Source organism: Xanthomonas cassavae CFBP 4642 (genome assembly GCF_000454545.1).
GTDB classification, from domain to species: Bacteria; Pseudomonadota; Gammaproteobacteria; order Xanthomonadales; family Xanthomonadaceae; genus Xanthomonas; species Xanthomonas cassavae.
The window spans coordinates 923044-939744 of the sequence record NZ_CM002139.1; the positions used below are offsets into that span (position 1 = coordinate 923044).

At 68.1% G+C, this 16701-nt stretch carries 11 protein-coding genes; 5 read left to right on the forward strand and 6 right to left on the reverse strand.

The window, feature by feature from the left end:
- The first annotated feature begins 170 nt into the window (after positions 1 to 170).
- Positions 171 to 2348, forward strand: a complete 2178-nt coding sequence (locus tag XCSCFBP4642_RS0104085; RefSeq protein ID WP_029218661.1) for a translocation/assembly module TamB domain-containing protein — start codon at positions 171 to 173, stop codon at positions 2346 to 2348.
- A gap of 250 nt (positions 2349 to 2598) precedes the next feature.
- Complete coding sequence (locus tag XCSCFBP4642_RS0104090) at positions 2599 to 5145, forward strand: hypothetical protein (protein ID WP_425480168.1); 2547 nt, start codon at positions 2599 to 2601, stop codon at positions 5143 to 5145.
- A gap of 229 nt (positions 5146 to 5374) precedes the next feature.
- On the opposite strand, the gene XCSCFBP4642_RS0104095 is transcribed toward XCSCFBP4642_RS0104090, so the two are convergent.
- Both XCSCFBP4642_RS0104095 and XCSCFBP4642_RS0104100 read right to left on the reverse strand, forming a co-directional pair.
- Positions 5375 to 6298: an SMP-30/gluconolactonase/LRE family protein gene (locus tag XCSCFBP4642_RS0104095; protein WP_029218663.1), complete on the reverse strand. Its 924-nt coding sequence runs from the start codon at positions 6296 to 6298 to the stop codon at positions 5375 to 5377.
- Positions 6298 to 6813, reverse strand: a complete 516-nt coding sequence (locus XCSCFBP4642_RS0104100) for a cupin domain-containing protein (RefSeq protein WP_029218664.1) — start codon at positions 6811 to 6813, stop codon at positions 6298 to 6300. Before XCSCFBP4642_RS0104100 ends, XCSCFBP4642_RS0104095 begins: the two co-directional genes overlap by 1 nt.
- Positions 6814 to 7207: 394 nt before the next feature.
- Here XCSCFBP4642_RS0104100 and glnE point away from each other — a divergent pair, with 394 nt between their 5' ends.
- Positions 7208 to 10033 (forward strand): bifunctional [glutamate--ammonia ligase]-adenylyl-L-tyrosine phosphorylase/[glutamate--ammonia-ligase] adenylyltransferase, encoded by a 2826-nt coding sequence (gene glnE / locus XCSCFBP4642_RS0104105; RefSeq protein WP_029218665.1) that lies wholly within the window; start codon positions 7208 to 7210, stop codon positions 10031 to 10033.
- 162 nt (positions 10034 to 10195) lie between these two features.
- Here glnE and XCSCFBP4642_RS0104110 read toward each other — a convergent pair whose 3' ends face one another.
- The 3 genes from XCSCFBP4642_RS0104110 to XCSCFBP4642_RS0104120 form a co-directional block, all read right to left on the reverse strand.
- Positions 10196 to 10753, reverse strand: a complete 558-nt coding sequence (locus XCSCFBP4642_RS0104110; protein WP_029218666.1) for a VUT family protein — start codon at positions 10751 to 10753, stop codon at positions 10196 to 10198.
- Between the two features lie 92 nt (positions 10754 to 10845).
- On the reverse strand, positions 10846 to 11565 hold the full coding sequence (locus XCSCFBP4642_RS0104115) for a carbon-nitrogen hydrolase family protein (RefSeq protein WP_029218667.1): 720 nt from the start codon (positions 11563 to 11565) through the stop codon (positions 10846 to 10848).
- Between the two features lie 675 nt (positions 11566 to 12240).
- Positions 12241 to 13188: a mitochondrial fission ELM1 family protein gene (locus XCSCFBP4642_RS0104120; protein WP_029218668.1), complete on the reverse strand. Its 948-nt coding sequence runs from the start codon at positions 13186 to 13188 to the stop codon at positions 12241 to 12243.
- 134 nt (positions 13189 to 13322) lie between these two features.
- Here XCSCFBP4642_RS0104120 and XCSCFBP4642_RS0104125 point away from each other — a divergent pair, with 134 nt between their 5' ends.
- Together XCSCFBP4642_RS0104125 and XCSCFBP4642_RS0104130 are read left to right on the forward strand one after the other, a co-directional pair.
- Positions 13323 to 13913, forward strand: a complete 591-nt coding sequence (locus XCSCFBP4642_RS0104125; protein WP_029218669.1) for a malonic semialdehyde reductase — start codon at positions 13323 to 13325, stop codon at positions 13911 to 13913.
- A 359-nt stretch (positions 13914 to 14272) separates the two neighbouring features.
- Complete coding sequence (locus XCSCFBP4642_RS0104130; protein WP_029218670.1) at positions 14273 to 14989, forward strand: YceI family protein; 717 nt, start codon at positions 14273 to 14275, stop codon at positions 14987 to 14989.
- A 551-nt stretch (positions 14990 to 15540) separates the two neighbouring features.
- On the opposite strand, the gene XCSCFBP4642_RS0104135 is transcribed toward XCSCFBP4642_RS0104130, so the two are convergent.
- On the reverse strand, positions 15541 to 16329 hold the full coding sequence (locus XCSCFBP4642_RS0104135) for a siderophore-interacting protein (RefSeq protein ID WP_029218671.1): 789 nt from the start codon (positions 16327 to 16329) through the stop codon (positions 15541 to 15543).
- Positions 16330 to 16701: the final 372 nt, after the last annotated feature.

A 16701-nucleotide genomic window follows, 5' to 3' on the forward strand; every position in this document is an offset into this window, starting at 1 on the left:
CACGATGATTAAGCCTATTGATCGGACATGCCGCATCGCTGCAAAGATGCATGCCCAATCAGACACGTCTGCGGAGAGAGTCGTACCGGCCGCCAGCCTGCGCCCGCATTCACGCTCCTGCGTCGGCGCACCCGCGATAGTGGTTGCAGACTCGTCTTGCACCCGTGCCCATGCCCTCTCTTCGCGATCGCTTCCAGCGCTGGCCCCGGCCGTGGCGTCTTGCAGTGGTCGTGGTGTTGGCGCTGTACGTGCTGTACCTGCTGGCCGGCAACCTCTATCTCAATACCCCGTTGTTCGATGCCAGCACCAACCGCCAGCCGCACAAGTTCACCATGCAGACCGGCCCGGCACTGACGCTGTTCCCGGGCGAGGTGATGGCCTGGAACGTGCGCATGCGCGGGCAGGCCAACCGTACCGTGTACGTCTTTCACGCCGATCGCGCGCATGCGCGTATCGCGTTGCTGGCCCTGTTCCGGCGCGAGGTGCGCCTGCCGTGGTTGCATGCCACCAACGTCAGCGCAGAAGTGGACAGCTCCGACACCCCCATCCCGCCACCACCACGCGGCAACCGGGGCTGGACGCTGCGCTTCGATGCGATCACCAGCCACAGCATCCGCAGTGCGCGCCTGGGCAAGTTGCTGATCGCCGGCAATGGCCATGGCAAGGTCGGTTTCCTGAAGCAGCTCAAGGGCGGGCCATCGGAGCTGTTTGCCTCCGATGCCGGCTTCGAGGATGCGGTCGTCAGCTACGACGGCGTACAGGTCTTCAATGGCGCTCAGCTGGATGCACAGTTTCAGTTTCCGCGCCATTACCGCGACCAGGCCCCGGGCCTGCGCAAGCTCGGCATCACCCAGGCGCGGCTGCAGCTGAAGGCCAGCACGGTGGCGCTGAAGATCGACACCGGCGCACCGCACGTGGACATCCGCAGCGGGCCGTCGGCAGCGCGGGTGGAGGCCGACATCGCGCTGGCCAACGGTGCACTGCAGCCGGGCAGCCATGCGGTATGGCGGTTGCCGTTGATGGCCGGGGTGGGGGCCACCGATCGCGGCATGCTTGCGCTGCAACTGGACGTGGCACAGGACATCCGCGTGCAGGCGCGGCTGCCGCGCGATGAAGACACGGGGAGCGAGTTGCACGCCGACCTGCGCATCGCCGGCCGCAGCATTCCGTTCGAGCAGCCGGCGCAGGTGCTGCCGCGTCTGTCCGGCCAGGTACAGGGGCGCTGGAAGTTCGAATCGCTGAACTGGATCGCCGAGCTGTTCGTGCGCAAGCCCTGGTTCCAGCTGGAAGGCGGCGGGCTGGTCGAGGCCGACCTGCGCCTGGCGCAGGGGCGGCTGACCAGTGGCAGCAGCCTGGAGATTCCGCGGGTCCAAGCGGTGGCGCAGGTGTTCGATACGCGTCTGGCGGGTGTCGCCAAAGCACGTGGGCGCATCGACGACGCCGCCACGCCGCAGGCGCATCTGGACGTGAGCATTCCCACCTTCAAGGCCGCACCGCGCGATGCGCCGCGGCAGGTGTTGCTGGATGGCCGCGACCTGCAGCTGGCCATGCATGGCGACGCCGAGCTGGCGCGCCTGCGCGACACGCTGAAGGCGCAGCTGCGTTTCAGCGATGCGCAGGTGCCCGACCTGACCGTCTACAACCGCTATCTGCCGGGCAACAACGTGCGCCTGCTCGGCGGGCGCGGCAGCCTGACCGGCGATGTCGCGCTCAACGCCTCCGGCGATGTGGGCAGCGGTCATGCGCATCTGCGCGGCCAGGGCGCACATCTGGCGCTGACCGGCGTGCAGATGCGCGGCGACGCCGAACTGCAGGCGCAGCTGCAACGTGCCGACTTCAAGAACAAGTTCTTCGATCTCAGCGGCACCCGCGTGCGCCTGCGCAACATGCAGGTGGGCGAAGACAGCGCCGATGCCGGCTGGTGGGGCGAGTTGCAGGTCGGTGCCGGCACCATCCAGGCCAGCGCACCGTTCCAATTGGATGCCGATGCCGCGTTGCACATGCGCGATGCCGCACCGCTGTTGTCGGTATTCGCACAACGCAGCGATTATCCGCGCTGGGTGGTGGGCTTGCTGGACTCGGGGCAACTCGACGCAACCGGGCGGGTGCGCTGGCGCAAGCAGCAACTCACCGTCGACGATCTGCACGCCGACAACCAGCGCCTGTCCTTGCGTGCCCGCCTGGCGCTCGACGACGCACAGCGCCGCGGTAACCTCTATTTGCGCTGGGGCATGCTCGGTGCCGGCATCGAACTCGATGGCAAGCAACGCCAATGGCATCTGGCTGGCGCGCGCGAGTGGTATGAGTCGCAGCCTGGCCTGCTGCCTGCGGTGTCCAGGAGCAAGTAAGGCATACGCTCGGCCGAGGGGCGCACGCATAACTGCTTCGCCTCAAGCGCGATCTGGGTAGGGCGGCTGGCTGGCAGGTCGGCGTGGAACCGATGTTCGGTCCGATGGCGCAGCATCGTAGCGACATCGAAGGTCATGCCGCGCCTCGCGCGTGGTGTATGCGGATGCTGGCAGCGCGCCGCGGGAATACCTGTTGCATCGGTGGCTACGCGCTGTGTCGCCGACCGCAACCAGCAACCCTCCCGGCGCCATGGCCGCGGTTGCGATGCAAGCCGGACCACCTCAGGGGAAACCCGCTGCGCACCGCACTCACGGCCCGCTTGCCACACTGCGCGGCGCCGCGTGCGCGGCCCTTGAGGAGCCTGCCGTCATGACGATGCCGCCTCGCGCCCGCTGGCGCGCCCCGCCGCGCGCCCTGCGCTGGCCATTGCTGGCCGTGATCGCGCTGTACGCGAGCTATCTGTTGCTGGGCAATCTGCTGCTCAATATCCCATTGGGACCGGCTGCGCTCAATCGCAGGCCGGAGACATTCGCCATGCAGTGGGGGCCGGCGCTGACCTGGTGGCCGGGTCGGCTGGTGTTGTGGGACGTCGCCCTGCAGGGGCGCTCCACGCGTCACCGCTGGACTGTCAGTGCCCGGCGCATGAGCGGGCAGATCCGGTTGTTGCCGCTGCTGCACCGTCAACTGCTGGTGCCACAGTTGCAGGTGCATGGCGTGCGCGCGGCGCTGCAGGCCACAACGCCGCCAGCAGCTGTGGCAAACCCGTCATCTGCCGGCGCCGCAGCCTCCACACAGCGGCCCGTCGCTACCGCAGGCGCAACGTCGGAGGGATCCGCTGGGGAAGCGCGCACCACCGTCACTGCCGCGCCACAGGCATCAGCTCCTGCTGCAACGCCAATGGTATCGGGCAGCACAACCTCCCATCAGGCAGATCGCGCTGCTTCACAGCCAAGAACAACTCCTCGGCCGGGAACGCAGCCGCCTGCAGTCCAGCGGCCGATGGCTCACGCATGGACGCTGCAGTTCGACCGCATCGATGCCGAGCAGGTGCAGGCGTTGTCGTTGCACCAGCTACACATCGAAGGGCAGGGGCAGTTGCAGTTGGGGGTGTTCAAGCAGCTGCGCGGCGGGCCGATGGAGCTGTTTCCCTCGCGCGCCAGCGTCGATAAGGCGCGTGTGCGTTGGGGCCAGAGCGAGATGCTGCGCAACGGGCAGCTCCGCCTGGAAGCCGGCATCGCCCGGCACAGGCCCGATCAGGCGCGTGGGCTGGCGTTGCTGCAGCTCACCGATGCCTTGCTGGCCGTGCACGGCGACACCGCGGCGCTGGATGTCACGCGCAATGCGCAGGGTCGTCACCGCGTCGTGACCCGGCCGGGGAAAGGACACGCAGACGGCGAGCTGCGCTGGGCGCGCGGCGCCCTGCAGCCGGGCAGCCAGTTGCACTGGCGCGCCCCCTTGCACGACAGCACGCGCGCACCGGCAGCCTTGCTGGGCGAACTCACCGCGCAGCTGCAGGTGGACGAAGACATGCGCCTGACGATCGCCATGCCCGAGCCCGCCGATGCCGGACTCACCCTGGATGCGGATCTGCGCGTGCAGGGCAGACAGGTGCCGCTGGGCGGTCTGCGCGCGTTGTTGCCGCGGATGTCCGGGCATGCCCGCCTGTATTGGCAGCTGGCCTCGCTCAGCTGGATCCCGGCGCTGTTTCCCGATGTGGACTGGCTCACCCTGGAAGGCGATGGCCTGGTGGATGCAGATCTGCGGATCGACCGTGGCCGGCTCGGTGCCGGCAGCCGCCTGCAGGTACCGCATGTGCGTGCGCAGGTGGGCGTGATGGGCCACGCGATCACGGGCCAGGCCAATGCCGATCTGCGTGTGGCCGCCGACGCCAACGGCCAGTTGCTATCCGCGCTCGCACTGCAGATGCAGCAGTTTTCGATTGCGCATACCGATGCGCCGACACGTCCATTCGTGCAGGGCCGCGATCTGCGGCTGGACCTGCGCACGCATGCCGATGCGCGCAACCTGGCCAGCCTGCGTGATGCCACGCGCGCGCACCTGATCTTTGCCAATGCACGCGTACCGGATCTGCGTGCGTACAACCGCTATCTGCCGCAACAGCAGTTGCGCTTCGATGGTGGCAACGGCGTGCTCAGTGGCGACCTGCAGATCGAACCGGGTGGACGGATCGGCAAAGGTGGGTTGCGCATCGGTACGCGTGCGGCGCGCCTGCAATTGGCAGGGCTTGCGATGCGTGGCGATGTGGATGCGGATCTGCGCTTGCAGCGCGGCGATCTGAACGAGGAAACCTTTCGCCTCGATGCCAGTACCGTGCAGCTGCGCAATGTCGGCTTCACCGGTCCGGATGGACAGCGCCGCGATGGATGGTGGGCGCGCATCGTGCTGGACGACACGCGCATGCAATGGCGTCAGCCGATCGGTGTGGATGGGCAGGTGCGCATCCAGGTGCGCGACCTGGCATTTCTGATGGCGTTGTATGCGCGCGACCGCTCCATTCCGAACTGGATGTTGCGGCTGGTGGATGCAGGTCAGGCGCAGGTGACTGGCCGCGTGCATTGGCAAGGTGAGACGGTCATCGTCGATCGGCTGCAGGCGCGCAACGATCGCTTCCAGGTCGATGCGCGCCTGCGCCTGCAGGGCCGCCAGCGCAGCGGCAGCCTGCTTGCACGCTGGGGCATGCTCAGTGCGGCGGTGAGCCTGCGCAACGACATGCCCGAATGGCATCTGCTGCGTGCGCCGGAGTGGTATCGGGCGCAGCCGGATCTGCTGCAGTGAGTCCCTGCAGCGCCAGCACCATGTGAAGAAATCTGAGCCAGTTCTGTACTGTCTGGTGTTGTTTTGCAGTGCAGCGTGCAAGTCGCATTCGGGGCGCGCACTATGATCCTGCATCCCGACGTGGGGGAGGGAGCAAAGCCCGCTGGCAGTTCGCTGCAAGCGGGCTTTTTTATTGCCTGGCGATTGCCAGGTCAAGCCTGTGCAGAGCGGCCACGCGGCGTGTTTCCGCTTATTTTCCCTGCAATTGCAGCATCCACAGCGAACCGCCACCGGTGATGAAGAGCCGCTGTTGAGGTGGGTCGAACGTACAGTTGGAGACAATCTGCGGTGTGGGCACCTGCCCGAGCAGGCGCCCGGCGGGATCGAAGATGCAAATGCCGGTGGCGGAGCTGCTCCACAGCCAGCCCTGATCATCTACGCAGAAACCATCGGCAATGCCCTCGGGCACCACCGCAAAGCGGCGCGGATCGTGCAGTGCACCATCGTGCCAATCGAAGGCGGTGATCTCCGGTGTGCCGGGGCCGTGCTCCGGCGTCTGCGAGACATAGAGCACCCGCTCGTCGGGCGAAAACGCCAACCCGTTGGGGTGGTCCAGCCGGGCCAGGCATTGCAACGGTCCGCCATTGGGCGGTAGCCGGTACACGCCGTGGAAATCGAGCTCCTGCGCACCAGGACAGCCCTGGCTGGGCTTGAGCAGGCCGAACGGTGGGTCGGTGAACCAGAGCGCGCCGTCGCGCGCCACGGTCAGGTCGTTCGGTGAATTGAGCCGCTTGCCCTCGAAACGGCCCACCAGCAGATGCGCGCGGCCGTGCGCATCGCTGCGGGTGATCGCGCGGCGCCCATGCTCGCAATGCACCAGCCGCTGCTGCGCATCCACGGCATTGCCGTTGGTGAAGGCGGTGGCATCCAGCAACACGTCCACTGCGCCGTCTTCGCGCCAGCCCAGGACGCGGCGGCCGACGACATCGCTCCAGACCAGGGTGCGTTGCGCTTCCCACCAGGCCGGGCCTTCGGACCAGGTGGCCTGGTCATACAAGGTGTACAGCCGCGCATCGCCCAGGCGCGCGGCCAGTGCCGCATCGTGCGCGTGTGGCGGTGCGCAGTGCGTTGGCTGCGCCGGGCCAGGTGCACGCACACGGCAGTGAGCCTGCATCAACGCGGTGCCTCGTGGCCGAACGGATGCGCAACCGCCGCGGCCGGCGCCTGCGCAAACTGCACCAGCATCTGCAGGCAAGGGGTGTCGCCCAGCTGGCCGGAGCGATGGCCGCGTGCATCGGCAGTGCCCTGGTCCTGGCCGAAGTGGATATCGCCAGGACCCATCTCCACACGCGTGCCGTCGCCGGTCTCGATGAACCAACGGCCGCGCAGCGGAATCACCCATTGCGGATGCGGGCTCTCATGCCAGTCGCCGACCCAGCCCACCGGCAGCACCGCGAACTGGATGCCGAGCACCTCGCCGGGAAAGGGCCGCAGCCATTGCGGCGCCGCACCGCCACCCACGCTCTTGCTGCCGAAGCCGGGCAATTGCGAGGGGTTGAGCCGGCTCTTGCCGTCCGGGCCGGTCCACAGATGCAGGAACGGCAGGCTGGGCGGCAGATCCAGATCGTTGCCGTCGTTGTCCAGCGGGATCTGTGACGGCAGCAACGCGGCAGGCAGGAGCGTGGGCATGGCAGGGCCTCGTGCGAAAACCGCAGTGCAGCACGGGCATCGTCAGGGCGGCGTAAGCGATCTGTTCACTGCAGCGAAAACGCGCGTGGCGTTGCGACCTTGCGTTTGATCTACGTGCATTCTGCGTTGCAGGCGGCCAAGGCGTTCTGGGGCCGGGACGCCCTATCGTGTGCCGTGCATGCAGCTGCATGCGTGCAGGAAGGGCCATATGCAGCCTGCGCGGGCATCGGCCGCAGGTGTCGCGCAATGCACGGTGCAGGCGAGCATGCTTTAACGCTCAGGTATCTCGTTGCAATCCTGCATCCATCCATTGCGAGCAATGCTTGCAGACGATCAAACGTCCACGCAGTGGCGTAGACGTGCTGCTGCAGGGTGGGGATGCCAGAATCGGCACATGTCGCTTTCCACCGCATCGGCTTCTCCTGCGTTGACCGCCCTGATCGAACGGGCCGTGGCGCGTGTCCGACAGGCGCTGCCCGCCGGGCAGCCGCAGCCCGATGAGGCTGTCGGCCAGCAGCTGGCGCAGCTCGCGCTCGCCAGCGACTTCGCGCTGGAGACCCTGGCGCGTCAGCCAGCGCTGCTTGTGCAGCTGGCGCAGGCCGACCCGCCACCATTGCCGCTGCCCATCCTGGACCCGGCGCAACCGCAGGATTGGCCGGTGCAGCTGCGTCGCTACCGCGCCGCCGCGTCCACCCGCCTGGTGTGGCGCGATATGCTTGGCCTGGACAGCGTGGAGGCCACCCTGGCCGGCACCACCGGCTTGGCCGAAACCTGCCTGCAGATCGGTTTGCAGGCGCTGGAGCAGCAGTTCGCCAGCCGCCATGGGCAGGTGATTGCCGACGACGGCAGCGTGCAGCGGCTGGTGGTCTTCGGCCTGGGCAAGCTGGGTGGCGGTGAGCTGAATTTTTCGTCGGACGTGGACCTGGTGTACGCCTACCCGCAGGGCGGCCAGTCCGACGGACCGCGCCCGTTGGCGGCGGAGGAATATTTCGCGCGGTTGGGCCAGCAACTGGCCAAGCTGCTGGACGAAACCACCGCCGAGGGCTTCAGTCACCGCGTGGATCTGCGCCTGCGTCCGTTCGGCAGTGCCGGACGCGTGGCCTTGTCGTTTACCGGCATGGACCAGTATTTCCAGCGCGAAGGCCGCGATTGGGAGCGCTATGCCTGGCTCAAGGCGCGCGCGGTGGCTGGCGATATCGCCGCCGGCGAGGCCTGGCTGGAGAGCTTGCGGCCCTTCGTCTACCGCCGCTATCTGGATTTCACCGCGCTCGATGGCGTGCGCGAGATGAAGGCCGCCATCACCGCCGAGGTTGCGCGGCATGACCGGCTGGACGACATCAAACGCGGGCCGGGCGGCATCCGCGAGATCGAATTTCTGGCGCAATCGCTGCAGTTGATCCGCGCCGGGCGTGAGCCGGCCCTGCGCGAGCGTCGGCTGTTGCCCGCGCTCGAGGCGCTGGTCGCCGCGGGCCAGATCGAACCCGATACCGGCGCGGCGCTGGCCGAGGCGTATCGGTTCCTGCGCCGGCTGGAAAACCGCCTGCAGATGCTGCGCGATGCACAGACCCATGCCCTGCCGCAGGCGCCGCTGGACTGCGAGCGCATTGCGCTGGGCCTGGGCTACGCGGATTGGCAGGCATTGCTGGACGCACTGGCGCCGCATCGCACGCAGGTGGCCGCCGAATTCGCCGAACTGCTGGCACCGCGCGTGCGCACCACCGCCCCCGATGCGCTGGCCGATTACTGGCGCGCGCTGCCCGATGGCGACGCCGCGCCGCTGCTGGGTATCGGGTTGCACGATCCGGGCAGTGCGCACCAGGTGCTGGGCGATTTTGCGCAGTCCTCCGGCGTGCGTGCCCTGTCCGATACCGCACGTGCGCGGCTGGATCGCGTGGTGCCGGCGTTGCTGCATGCCGCCACCCGGGGCAGCCAGCCCGATGCGGCGGTACGGCGCATGCCGGGCCTGCTGCAGGCCACCTTGCGCCGCACCAGCTATCTGGCGCTGCTGGACGAACAGCCCAGTGCGCTTGCGCGGCTGGTCGATGTGCTCTCGCGCAGCGCGCTGCCGGCCGAGCGCCTGGCGGCCTATCCGCTGCTGCTGGACGAACTGCTCGACACCCGCATCGGCGGCGCGCTGCCCGATCGCGCCGCGCTGCAGGCCGCCTGCGCCGACACCGTGCACATCGAGGACACCGAAGCGGCCCTGCGCGAGCTCAACGAACGCCGGCTGGCGCTGAGCTTCCGCATTGCGCTGGCCACGCTCGACGGCCGCCAGCAGGCGGTGGAAAGCACCCGCCAGCTGGCCTGGCTTGCCGAGGCAGTGGTGCAGACAGTGCTGCAGCTGGCGCGCAGGGAACTGGTGGCCGCGCACGGGCAGGTGCCGGGCGGCACATTCGCCATCGTGGGCTACGGCAGCCTGGGCGGGCTGGAGCTGGGCTTCGGCTCGGACCTGGATCTGGTGTTTCTCTACGACCACCCGCGCGAGGCCGAACACTCCGATGGCAAGCGGCCGCTGGAAGCCGGGCGCTGGTTCGCGCGGTTTGCGCAGAAGGTGATGGCATTGCTCGCTGCTGAAACCGGCGCCGGCCGCTTGTACGACATCGATGTGCGGCTGCGTCCGGACGGCGGCAAGGGCGCGTTGGTGTCGTCGCTGGCCAGCTACCGCGAGTACCAGCGCGAGCGCGCGTGGACCTGGGAGCATCAGGCGCTGGTGCGCGCACGGGCGGTCGCCGGCGATGCCGCGCTGTGCGATGCGTTCGCACAGGTGCGCCGCGACACGCTCGCCCGCGTCCGCGATGTCGCGCTGCTGCACGAGGACGTGCGCAAGATGCGCGCACGCATGCGCGCCGAACTGGATCGCAGCAATGCCGGGCGGCTGGATCTGAAGCAGGGCGCCGGCGGCCTGGTCGATCTGGAATTCCTGTTGCAGGCCGGTGTGCTGGGCCAGGCCGCGCAGCATCCGCCACTGCTGCAGGTGTGCGACACGCCCGCCTTGATCGATGCGCTGGTGCAGGCGCAGTGGCTGCCCGGCACCGCCGCGCAAGCGCTGCACGATGCGCATGCCACGCTGGTGGAGACCGGGCTGGCCTGCACGCTGGACAGGCGCCCGCGCCTGATCGCGCCGACCGCCGCCATCCAGCACGCGCGCAGCAGCATCTTCAACGCAGCGCGCGCGCAGGGGCTGGAATTTCCCGCCGGCAGGGATGTGGCTGCGTTGTAGGAGCGGGTTGTTGTCGGAAGGCGTTCCCGTCCGATCTTCAGGCAGCTTTTCCAGCATGCGCTGACAGGAATGGGCAACGGTTACGGCGGATTTTGCAGAGCGCCGCGAAGGATCGTTGGAGGCCGCGCGCCGGCAGTCACGCAAGCGCCGCTGTATCGCGTATCAGGCATGGGGGCGCGGCGCACGGCGCCAGAGCAATGCGCGGAACGGCCCGAGCAGGAACACGCCCATGCCCAGCTTCACCGCCAGATCGCCTGCGGCCCAGCTCAGCCAGGGCAATGACGCACCGGCGAAGGCAATACTCCAGAAAATCGTGGTATCCAGCGTGGCGCTGCAGGTGGTGGCCACGATCGGCGCACGCCACCAATGGCCGTGACGCAGCCGGTCGAACACGGTGATGTCGAGCAATTGCGCCGCGATGAACGCCGTGCACGAGGCAGCCGCGATGCGCGGGCTCGCCAGCCAAGCCGATAGCAGCACCGCCAGCGCAAACCCGCACCAGGCCACCGTACGCGCGGCCCGCGGCCCGAAGCGACGGTTGATCAGATTGCTGACCAGAAATGCCAGTGGATACGAGAACGCGCCCCAGGTCAGCCAGTCGTTGATCGGGTATTGCACCAGAATGTTGGACAGCAGCACCACCGCGCCCATCGCCAGCACCGCCCAGGTCAGAGCGCGGGCGGTGAGCGGTGCGAACTGCGGCGTGGGGGCAGTGGACATGCTGGTTTCGTGCAGGTGGTTCACCGATTATCCGCGTGCCGCTGCCGCCGGGCCAGCGCAGCGGCTGCGGTGAATCGCGCTGCCTGCGTCGCTCAGCGTGCAGCTACCAATGGTGCAGACGCTCTGCGGCGATACGCCGCCGCAACCAGCAGCACCGCCAGCACGCACAACCCGCCGAACAGGTCGCCCACCCGGGGAGACAGAGTGGGGCGCTGCGGGCCCACCGGGACACTGACCAGTGCGCTGGCCCCGGGCATCGGTGCGCTGTCGGCCTGCAGCAGCACGCGGCCCTGCGCATCGCTGGCGATCAGCCAGCCTTCGCGCGCGTTACGCACCACTACGTAGCCGTTTTCGACGCCGCGTAGCACCGTCATGTGCGCCGATGTCCAGGCATCGTGATAGCCGAAGTCCCACGCCGGCACCAGCATCATCGCCGCGTTGCACTGGCCATTGGCACGTGCCAGCGGCGCGAACAACATGTCCTTGCAGATCGCCAGGCCAGACCGCGCATCGCCGATGGTCTGCAGCGCGTAGTGCGTGCCGGTGGCGTAGTGCTGCGCGCGCTCCGGCGGCGCCAGGATGTGCTTGTCGGAGGTCAACACTGGCTTGCCCTGCGGATCGAACAGCCAGGCCAGGTTGCGGGGATGTGCGCCGTGTTCGCCCACACCGACCACCAGCCAGAGCCGGTGCGTGCGCGCCAGCGCCGCAAAGTGCGCCTGCCAGCGCGCCAGCTCCGCCGATGGCGGCACCGCGATCTTTTCCGGCAGTACCACCAGGTGTGCGCCTTGCCCGGCCAGCGCGCCGACCAGCACGTCGTAGCGGTTGCGGATCGGCCGGCGTGGCCGATGCGTTGATGGCCTTGTCGATGGAGGCCAGGCCGATCTTCATCGGCGTGCCCGTCGCCGGCGTCTGCAGGCGCCACAGGCCGTAGCCGCTGGCCGACACCAACAGCAGCATTACCGTTCCGACCAGCAGCGCCGGGCGACGCACCCGGTTACCACGCCACAGCAGCAGCGCCAGCAGCGATGGCAGCAGGCACAGCACGAACAGCAGCCCGGACAGGCCCGCCAGTGAGGTGAGCTGCAGTAAGGGCAGCACCCCCGCCTGGGTACAGGCAGGGCTGCCCCAGTTGCCATCGGGCAGCAGCCGCGCCATCAGCAGATCCAGCGTGACCCACAACAGCGGGTAGGCCAGCATGCCCCAGCCGTTACGCAACCGCTTGCACGCGGGCGGTCTTGGCACGGTGCGTCGCGGAGCCGTTGGCGATCGGTTGGCGGCGGGCGCGCGCGCTGACACCCAGGCTGTGCGGTGGTACAGGCAAGACGTCAGGTGGTCACTCTGCGTGGCTGCACGTCGCGGGCGGTGGCTGTGTTCGCTGCGGACGTCGTGATGAGTCAGGCCGTCAGGCACTGCCCATTGTCGGTCTGCTCCTTCGCGTCTTCATCGACCCGCATCCTTGTGTCCGGCGGCATTGTCAGGCGCGTGGGTCATGGCGACAGGCGCGCGCGCACCTGTTTGGCGATGCGCACGGTTTCGCGCACCGGAGGGATATCGGCGCCGGCGCCGAGAACTTCATCGGCGTCGTGTAAGCGCTGGCGGTCCCGCAGCGCGTGTAGGTAGGCGCCCACGCGCCCGTCTGCCAGGTCGCCGAATGCCGTGGCCACCGGCACGCGCGTGGCGCAGGCCTCGGAGAGCAGGTTGACCGAATCGGCGGTGGCCACGATCGCGTCGGCCCAGCCCAGCAGGCCGGCATACGGGTTGGGGCCATCGCGCCCGTCGCACCACAACAGATGCGGCAGGCCGGCGCAGGCCGCGCGCAGCGGGGCGATGGCGTCGGCGGGCGTGCGACGCGAGAGAGTGACCAGCAGGCTGCCGCCCACTGCGCGCAGCCGCGCGCTCAAGCGTGCGCACAGCGCCGCCAGCGCCGGTGGCGTCCACGGCACCGGCGCGGTGGGCCCGCCCACCAGCAGGGCCAGCCGCGGGCCGGGCAGGCGGCCCAGCGCGGGGAACGCGTCCCGCCCGGCCGCCAGCCAGGCATCGTCCACCGGGTGCAGGCTGCCGAGCAGGGTAAGCACGTTCTCGCCGCGCAGCGCATCGTGCTCGGGCACGATCAGCAGGTCCCAATGGTGCGGATCCAGGCGCGGATCCAGGATCTGCACGCTGCGGCTGCCACCGGCGCGCAGCAGCCGGGTGGCCAGCGCTGCCTGCCGCCCGCAGCCAATGGCCAGTGCGGGCGGCTGCTGCAGGTGCCGGGCGAACCCCGTGCCAAACGCCTGCTGCGCACCGGGCAGCAAGCGCGGCGCAGCCCAGCGCCAGGGCGCGTGGGTATGCAGATGGATCGGCTCAAAGGCATCGGGGTGCAACGCACGCGCCAGCGCCTCGGCCTGGCGCGCATTGCCGGCGCGGCCGTCGCTCAGCGCCCAGGTCAGCCCCATCGTTTCAGATCCGACATAGATTTGTTTCAGATTGAACGCGTGTGGCGGCAATTGCGCCACTCTACACTGCGGGTCTTCACACTGGTGCCGACGCCGCAGCCTACCGTCGCACCATCCCTTCTTCTGGAGTGCTCATGTCCGACTCGCTCAACGCCGCCGCACTGGATCAGCTGTTCCGCACCGCCCGCACGCAGAACGCGTTTGCCGACACGCCGGTCAGCCAGGACGTGCTGCGCGAGCTCTATGAGCTGGTCAAGTGGGGCCCCACGGCGGCCAATAGCGGCCCGGCGCGCTTCGTGTTCGTGACCAGTGCCGGAGGCAAGGCCAAGCTCAAGCCGGCGCTGTCCGAAGGCAACGCCGCCAAGACCCTGGCCGCGCCGGTGACGGTGATCGTGGCGCACGACGAAGATTTCCACGAAAAGCTGCCGTACCTGTTCCCGCACGCCGACGCCAAGAGCTGGTTCGACGGCCCGCGCGAAGGGCGCGCCGAATCGGCGTTCCGCAACGGCTCGCTGCAGGGCGCCTATCTGATCCTGGCCGCACGTGCGCTGGGTCTGGATGCCGGCCCGATGTCCGGCTTCGACAACGCCAAGGTGGACGCGGCGTTTTTTGCCGGCACGCCGATCAAATCCAACTTCCTGGTCAACCTCGGCTACGGGGACCCGGCCGGGCTGTTCCCGCGCTCGCCGCGCCTGAGCTTCGATGAAGCTGCGCGCTTTGAGTGACCGTCGGCAGTGCGCCGCGCCGCGCGTGACGCATTGGGTCTGACATCAACGCTGCAGCGTGTCTGCCCGGAAGTGAGTGAGCGTCGTCATGGGAGCCGCCTGGTGTCGTTTGCGATGTGTGTTGCTGCATGGCCGTATGTCGTCGATGACGCGATTGCGCTCACCCACGGGTGAGCGCGGTCGATGCCCGGAAGCGGGGGATGTCACCCCCACTGCGCGTTCTGGGCCTGCCGTCCTTCGCCGTCTGCTCACTGCCGTGCAAGATAGGTTTGCCGTTTCCAGTGTCCTGCAGTCCTCGTCCGTCTGCGTTTTGTCCCATCCGCGTTGATCCGACGCGTTTCTCATCACATGGAGTTCCAATGAAGACCACTCACAAGCTGTTGCTGCCGCTCGCCCTGACCCTGGCCATTGCCGCCTGCTCCAAGCCGGCCGACAACGCCGCCACCCCGGCCGCCACCGCGCCGGCCGCCACCGCTGCTGCGCCGGCGCCGGCGGCTGCCGAATCGACGGCCTCGACCGCACCGGCCGTGCAGGTTTCCTCCGGCACCTACACCCTGGACCCGAGCCACACCGACGTGATCGCGCAGTGGAGTCACTTCGGCTTCTCCAACCCCAGCGCGCACTTCGGCAATGTCGACGGCACCCTGGTGTACGACGCAGCCGACGTGACCAAGTCCACCGTGCAGGTCACTCTGCCGCTGTCCGGCTTGAACAGCTTCACCGCCAAGTTCGACGAACACCTGAAGAGCGGCGACTTCTTCGACGCGGCCAAGTTCCCGAGCGCCACCTTCAAGAGCACCAAGGTGGAAGCGGCCGGCAGCAACAAGCTCACCGTCACCGGCGATCTGACCATCAAGGATCAGACCAAGCCGGTGGTGCTGGACGTCACCCTCAACGGTGCCGGCGAGCACCCGATGAAGAAGGTGCCGGCAGCTGGTTTCGATGCCACCACCACGATCAAGCGCAGCGATTTCGGCCTGGGCCAGTACGCCCCGAACGTCAGCGACGAAGTGAAGATCCGCATCACCACCGAAGCCCTGCAGGCCAAGGCGGGTGAGGCTGCTGCGGCGAAGTAAGCGCCGGCTGTCGACATGCCGGCGCGAGCGATCGCGCCGGTGCGTCAATACAATGCGTCAATGCAAGAGCCCGCCGATTGGCGGGCTTTTGTTTGCGTGCGCAAAACGCTCTGTCACTCCTGGCCGTCGCTACGTAAGAGCGGCCCTGGCCGCGAACGCGTTATCGGCAGGCTCGCCGAGGCAGGCGGCTGTCTCGGCAAAGCCCCTCGCGCCCGGGGGCGCTCCTACACGGGGAGCAGCACGTGGGTGAATGGCAGTAAGCACGCAAGCCTGTGTAGGAGCGGCCCTGGCCGCGAACGCGTTATCGGCAGGCTCGCCGACGCAAGCGGCTGTCTCGGCAAAGCCCCTCGCGCCCGGGGGCGCTCCTACACGGGGAGCAGCACGTGGGTGAATGGCAGTAAGCACGCAAGCCTGTGTAGGAGCGGCCCTGGCCGCGAACGCGTTATCGGCAGGCTCGCCGACGCAAGCGGCTGTCTCGGCAAAGCCCCTCGCGCCCGGGGGCGCTCCTGCACGGGGAGCAGCACGCGATGATGCAGTGAGCACGCAAGCCATTACTCCGCTTTGGGGCTCGCCTTCCAATACCCCTTCGCACGCACCCATTCCTTGTCCACGCCCATGTGCTCTTCGATGAACTTGCGCATGGAACGGGCGCGCATCGATTCGGCACCGATCCAGTAGAACGTGTCGCCGTCGTGCGGCTCGTAGTCGCGCAGGCTGTCTTCCAGCAGTGTGCTGCTGGCCGCGTCGAAGCCGTTGCGCTCGAGCCAGTACACATCCATGTCGGCGGCGCTCAGCAGTTCCTGGCGCTCGCTGGCATTGGCCACTTCGATGAAGACGTCGGCGTGCATGTCCGCCGGCATGGCTTCCAGCCAGCGGCCGATCGCCGGCAGCGCGGTTTCATCGCCGATCAGCACGTAATGATCGAAATCGTCGGCCACCAGAAACGAGCCGCGTGGGCCGCCGATGCATAGTGCATCGCCCGGCTGCGCCTGTGCCGCCCAGCTGGAGGCCACGCCGTCGCCATGCAGCACGAAGTCGATGCTGAGTTCGCCGGTTTGCGGGTCGAACAGGCGTGGCGTGTAGTCGCGGCCGGGCGAGGGGAGGGCGCCTTCGTCATAGCGCGGGCCGTCGGCAGTCATCGTCGGCAGCACGAAGGCGCCGTCGGCATTGGGGAAGAACAGTTTGACGTGATCGTCCGGCGCCTCGCTCTGGAAACCGGCCAGTTCGCTACCGCCGAAGACGATGCGGCGCATCTGCGGCGTGACCGACTCGCAGCGCACCACCTGCACGGAACGCAGGCGTGGGTCGCGGCGGATTTGGGTGTTGGTATGTGCAGCCATGAAGTGCGATTCCTGTGGGTACCGTGTCGCGATACGGCGTTGGGGAGTTGGGGGTGAAGCACGATGATGATCGAGATCCGTGGCGTAACAGGTGCAGCAGCCGAGGCAGTGTCTATCCCTTCTCCGCTCGGGACGTTGTCCTTCTTCATGGGGGAGAAGGTGCCGCGCAGCGGCGGATCAGGGTAAGCGCGAAGCCTCATGCGGTTGGATCGATCCACAGGCGTCGCTTCGTACTTTCACTAGTGATCTGTTGCTGGCTGCGCTACCGCTTGCGGCAATCACTTCAAACCAGAGCGCCTCCTGCGCGCATTCCATGCCAGGGGAACCACAGCAGCAGCCGACCGCGTCCCCGATCAACGCAAGCTGGAAAGC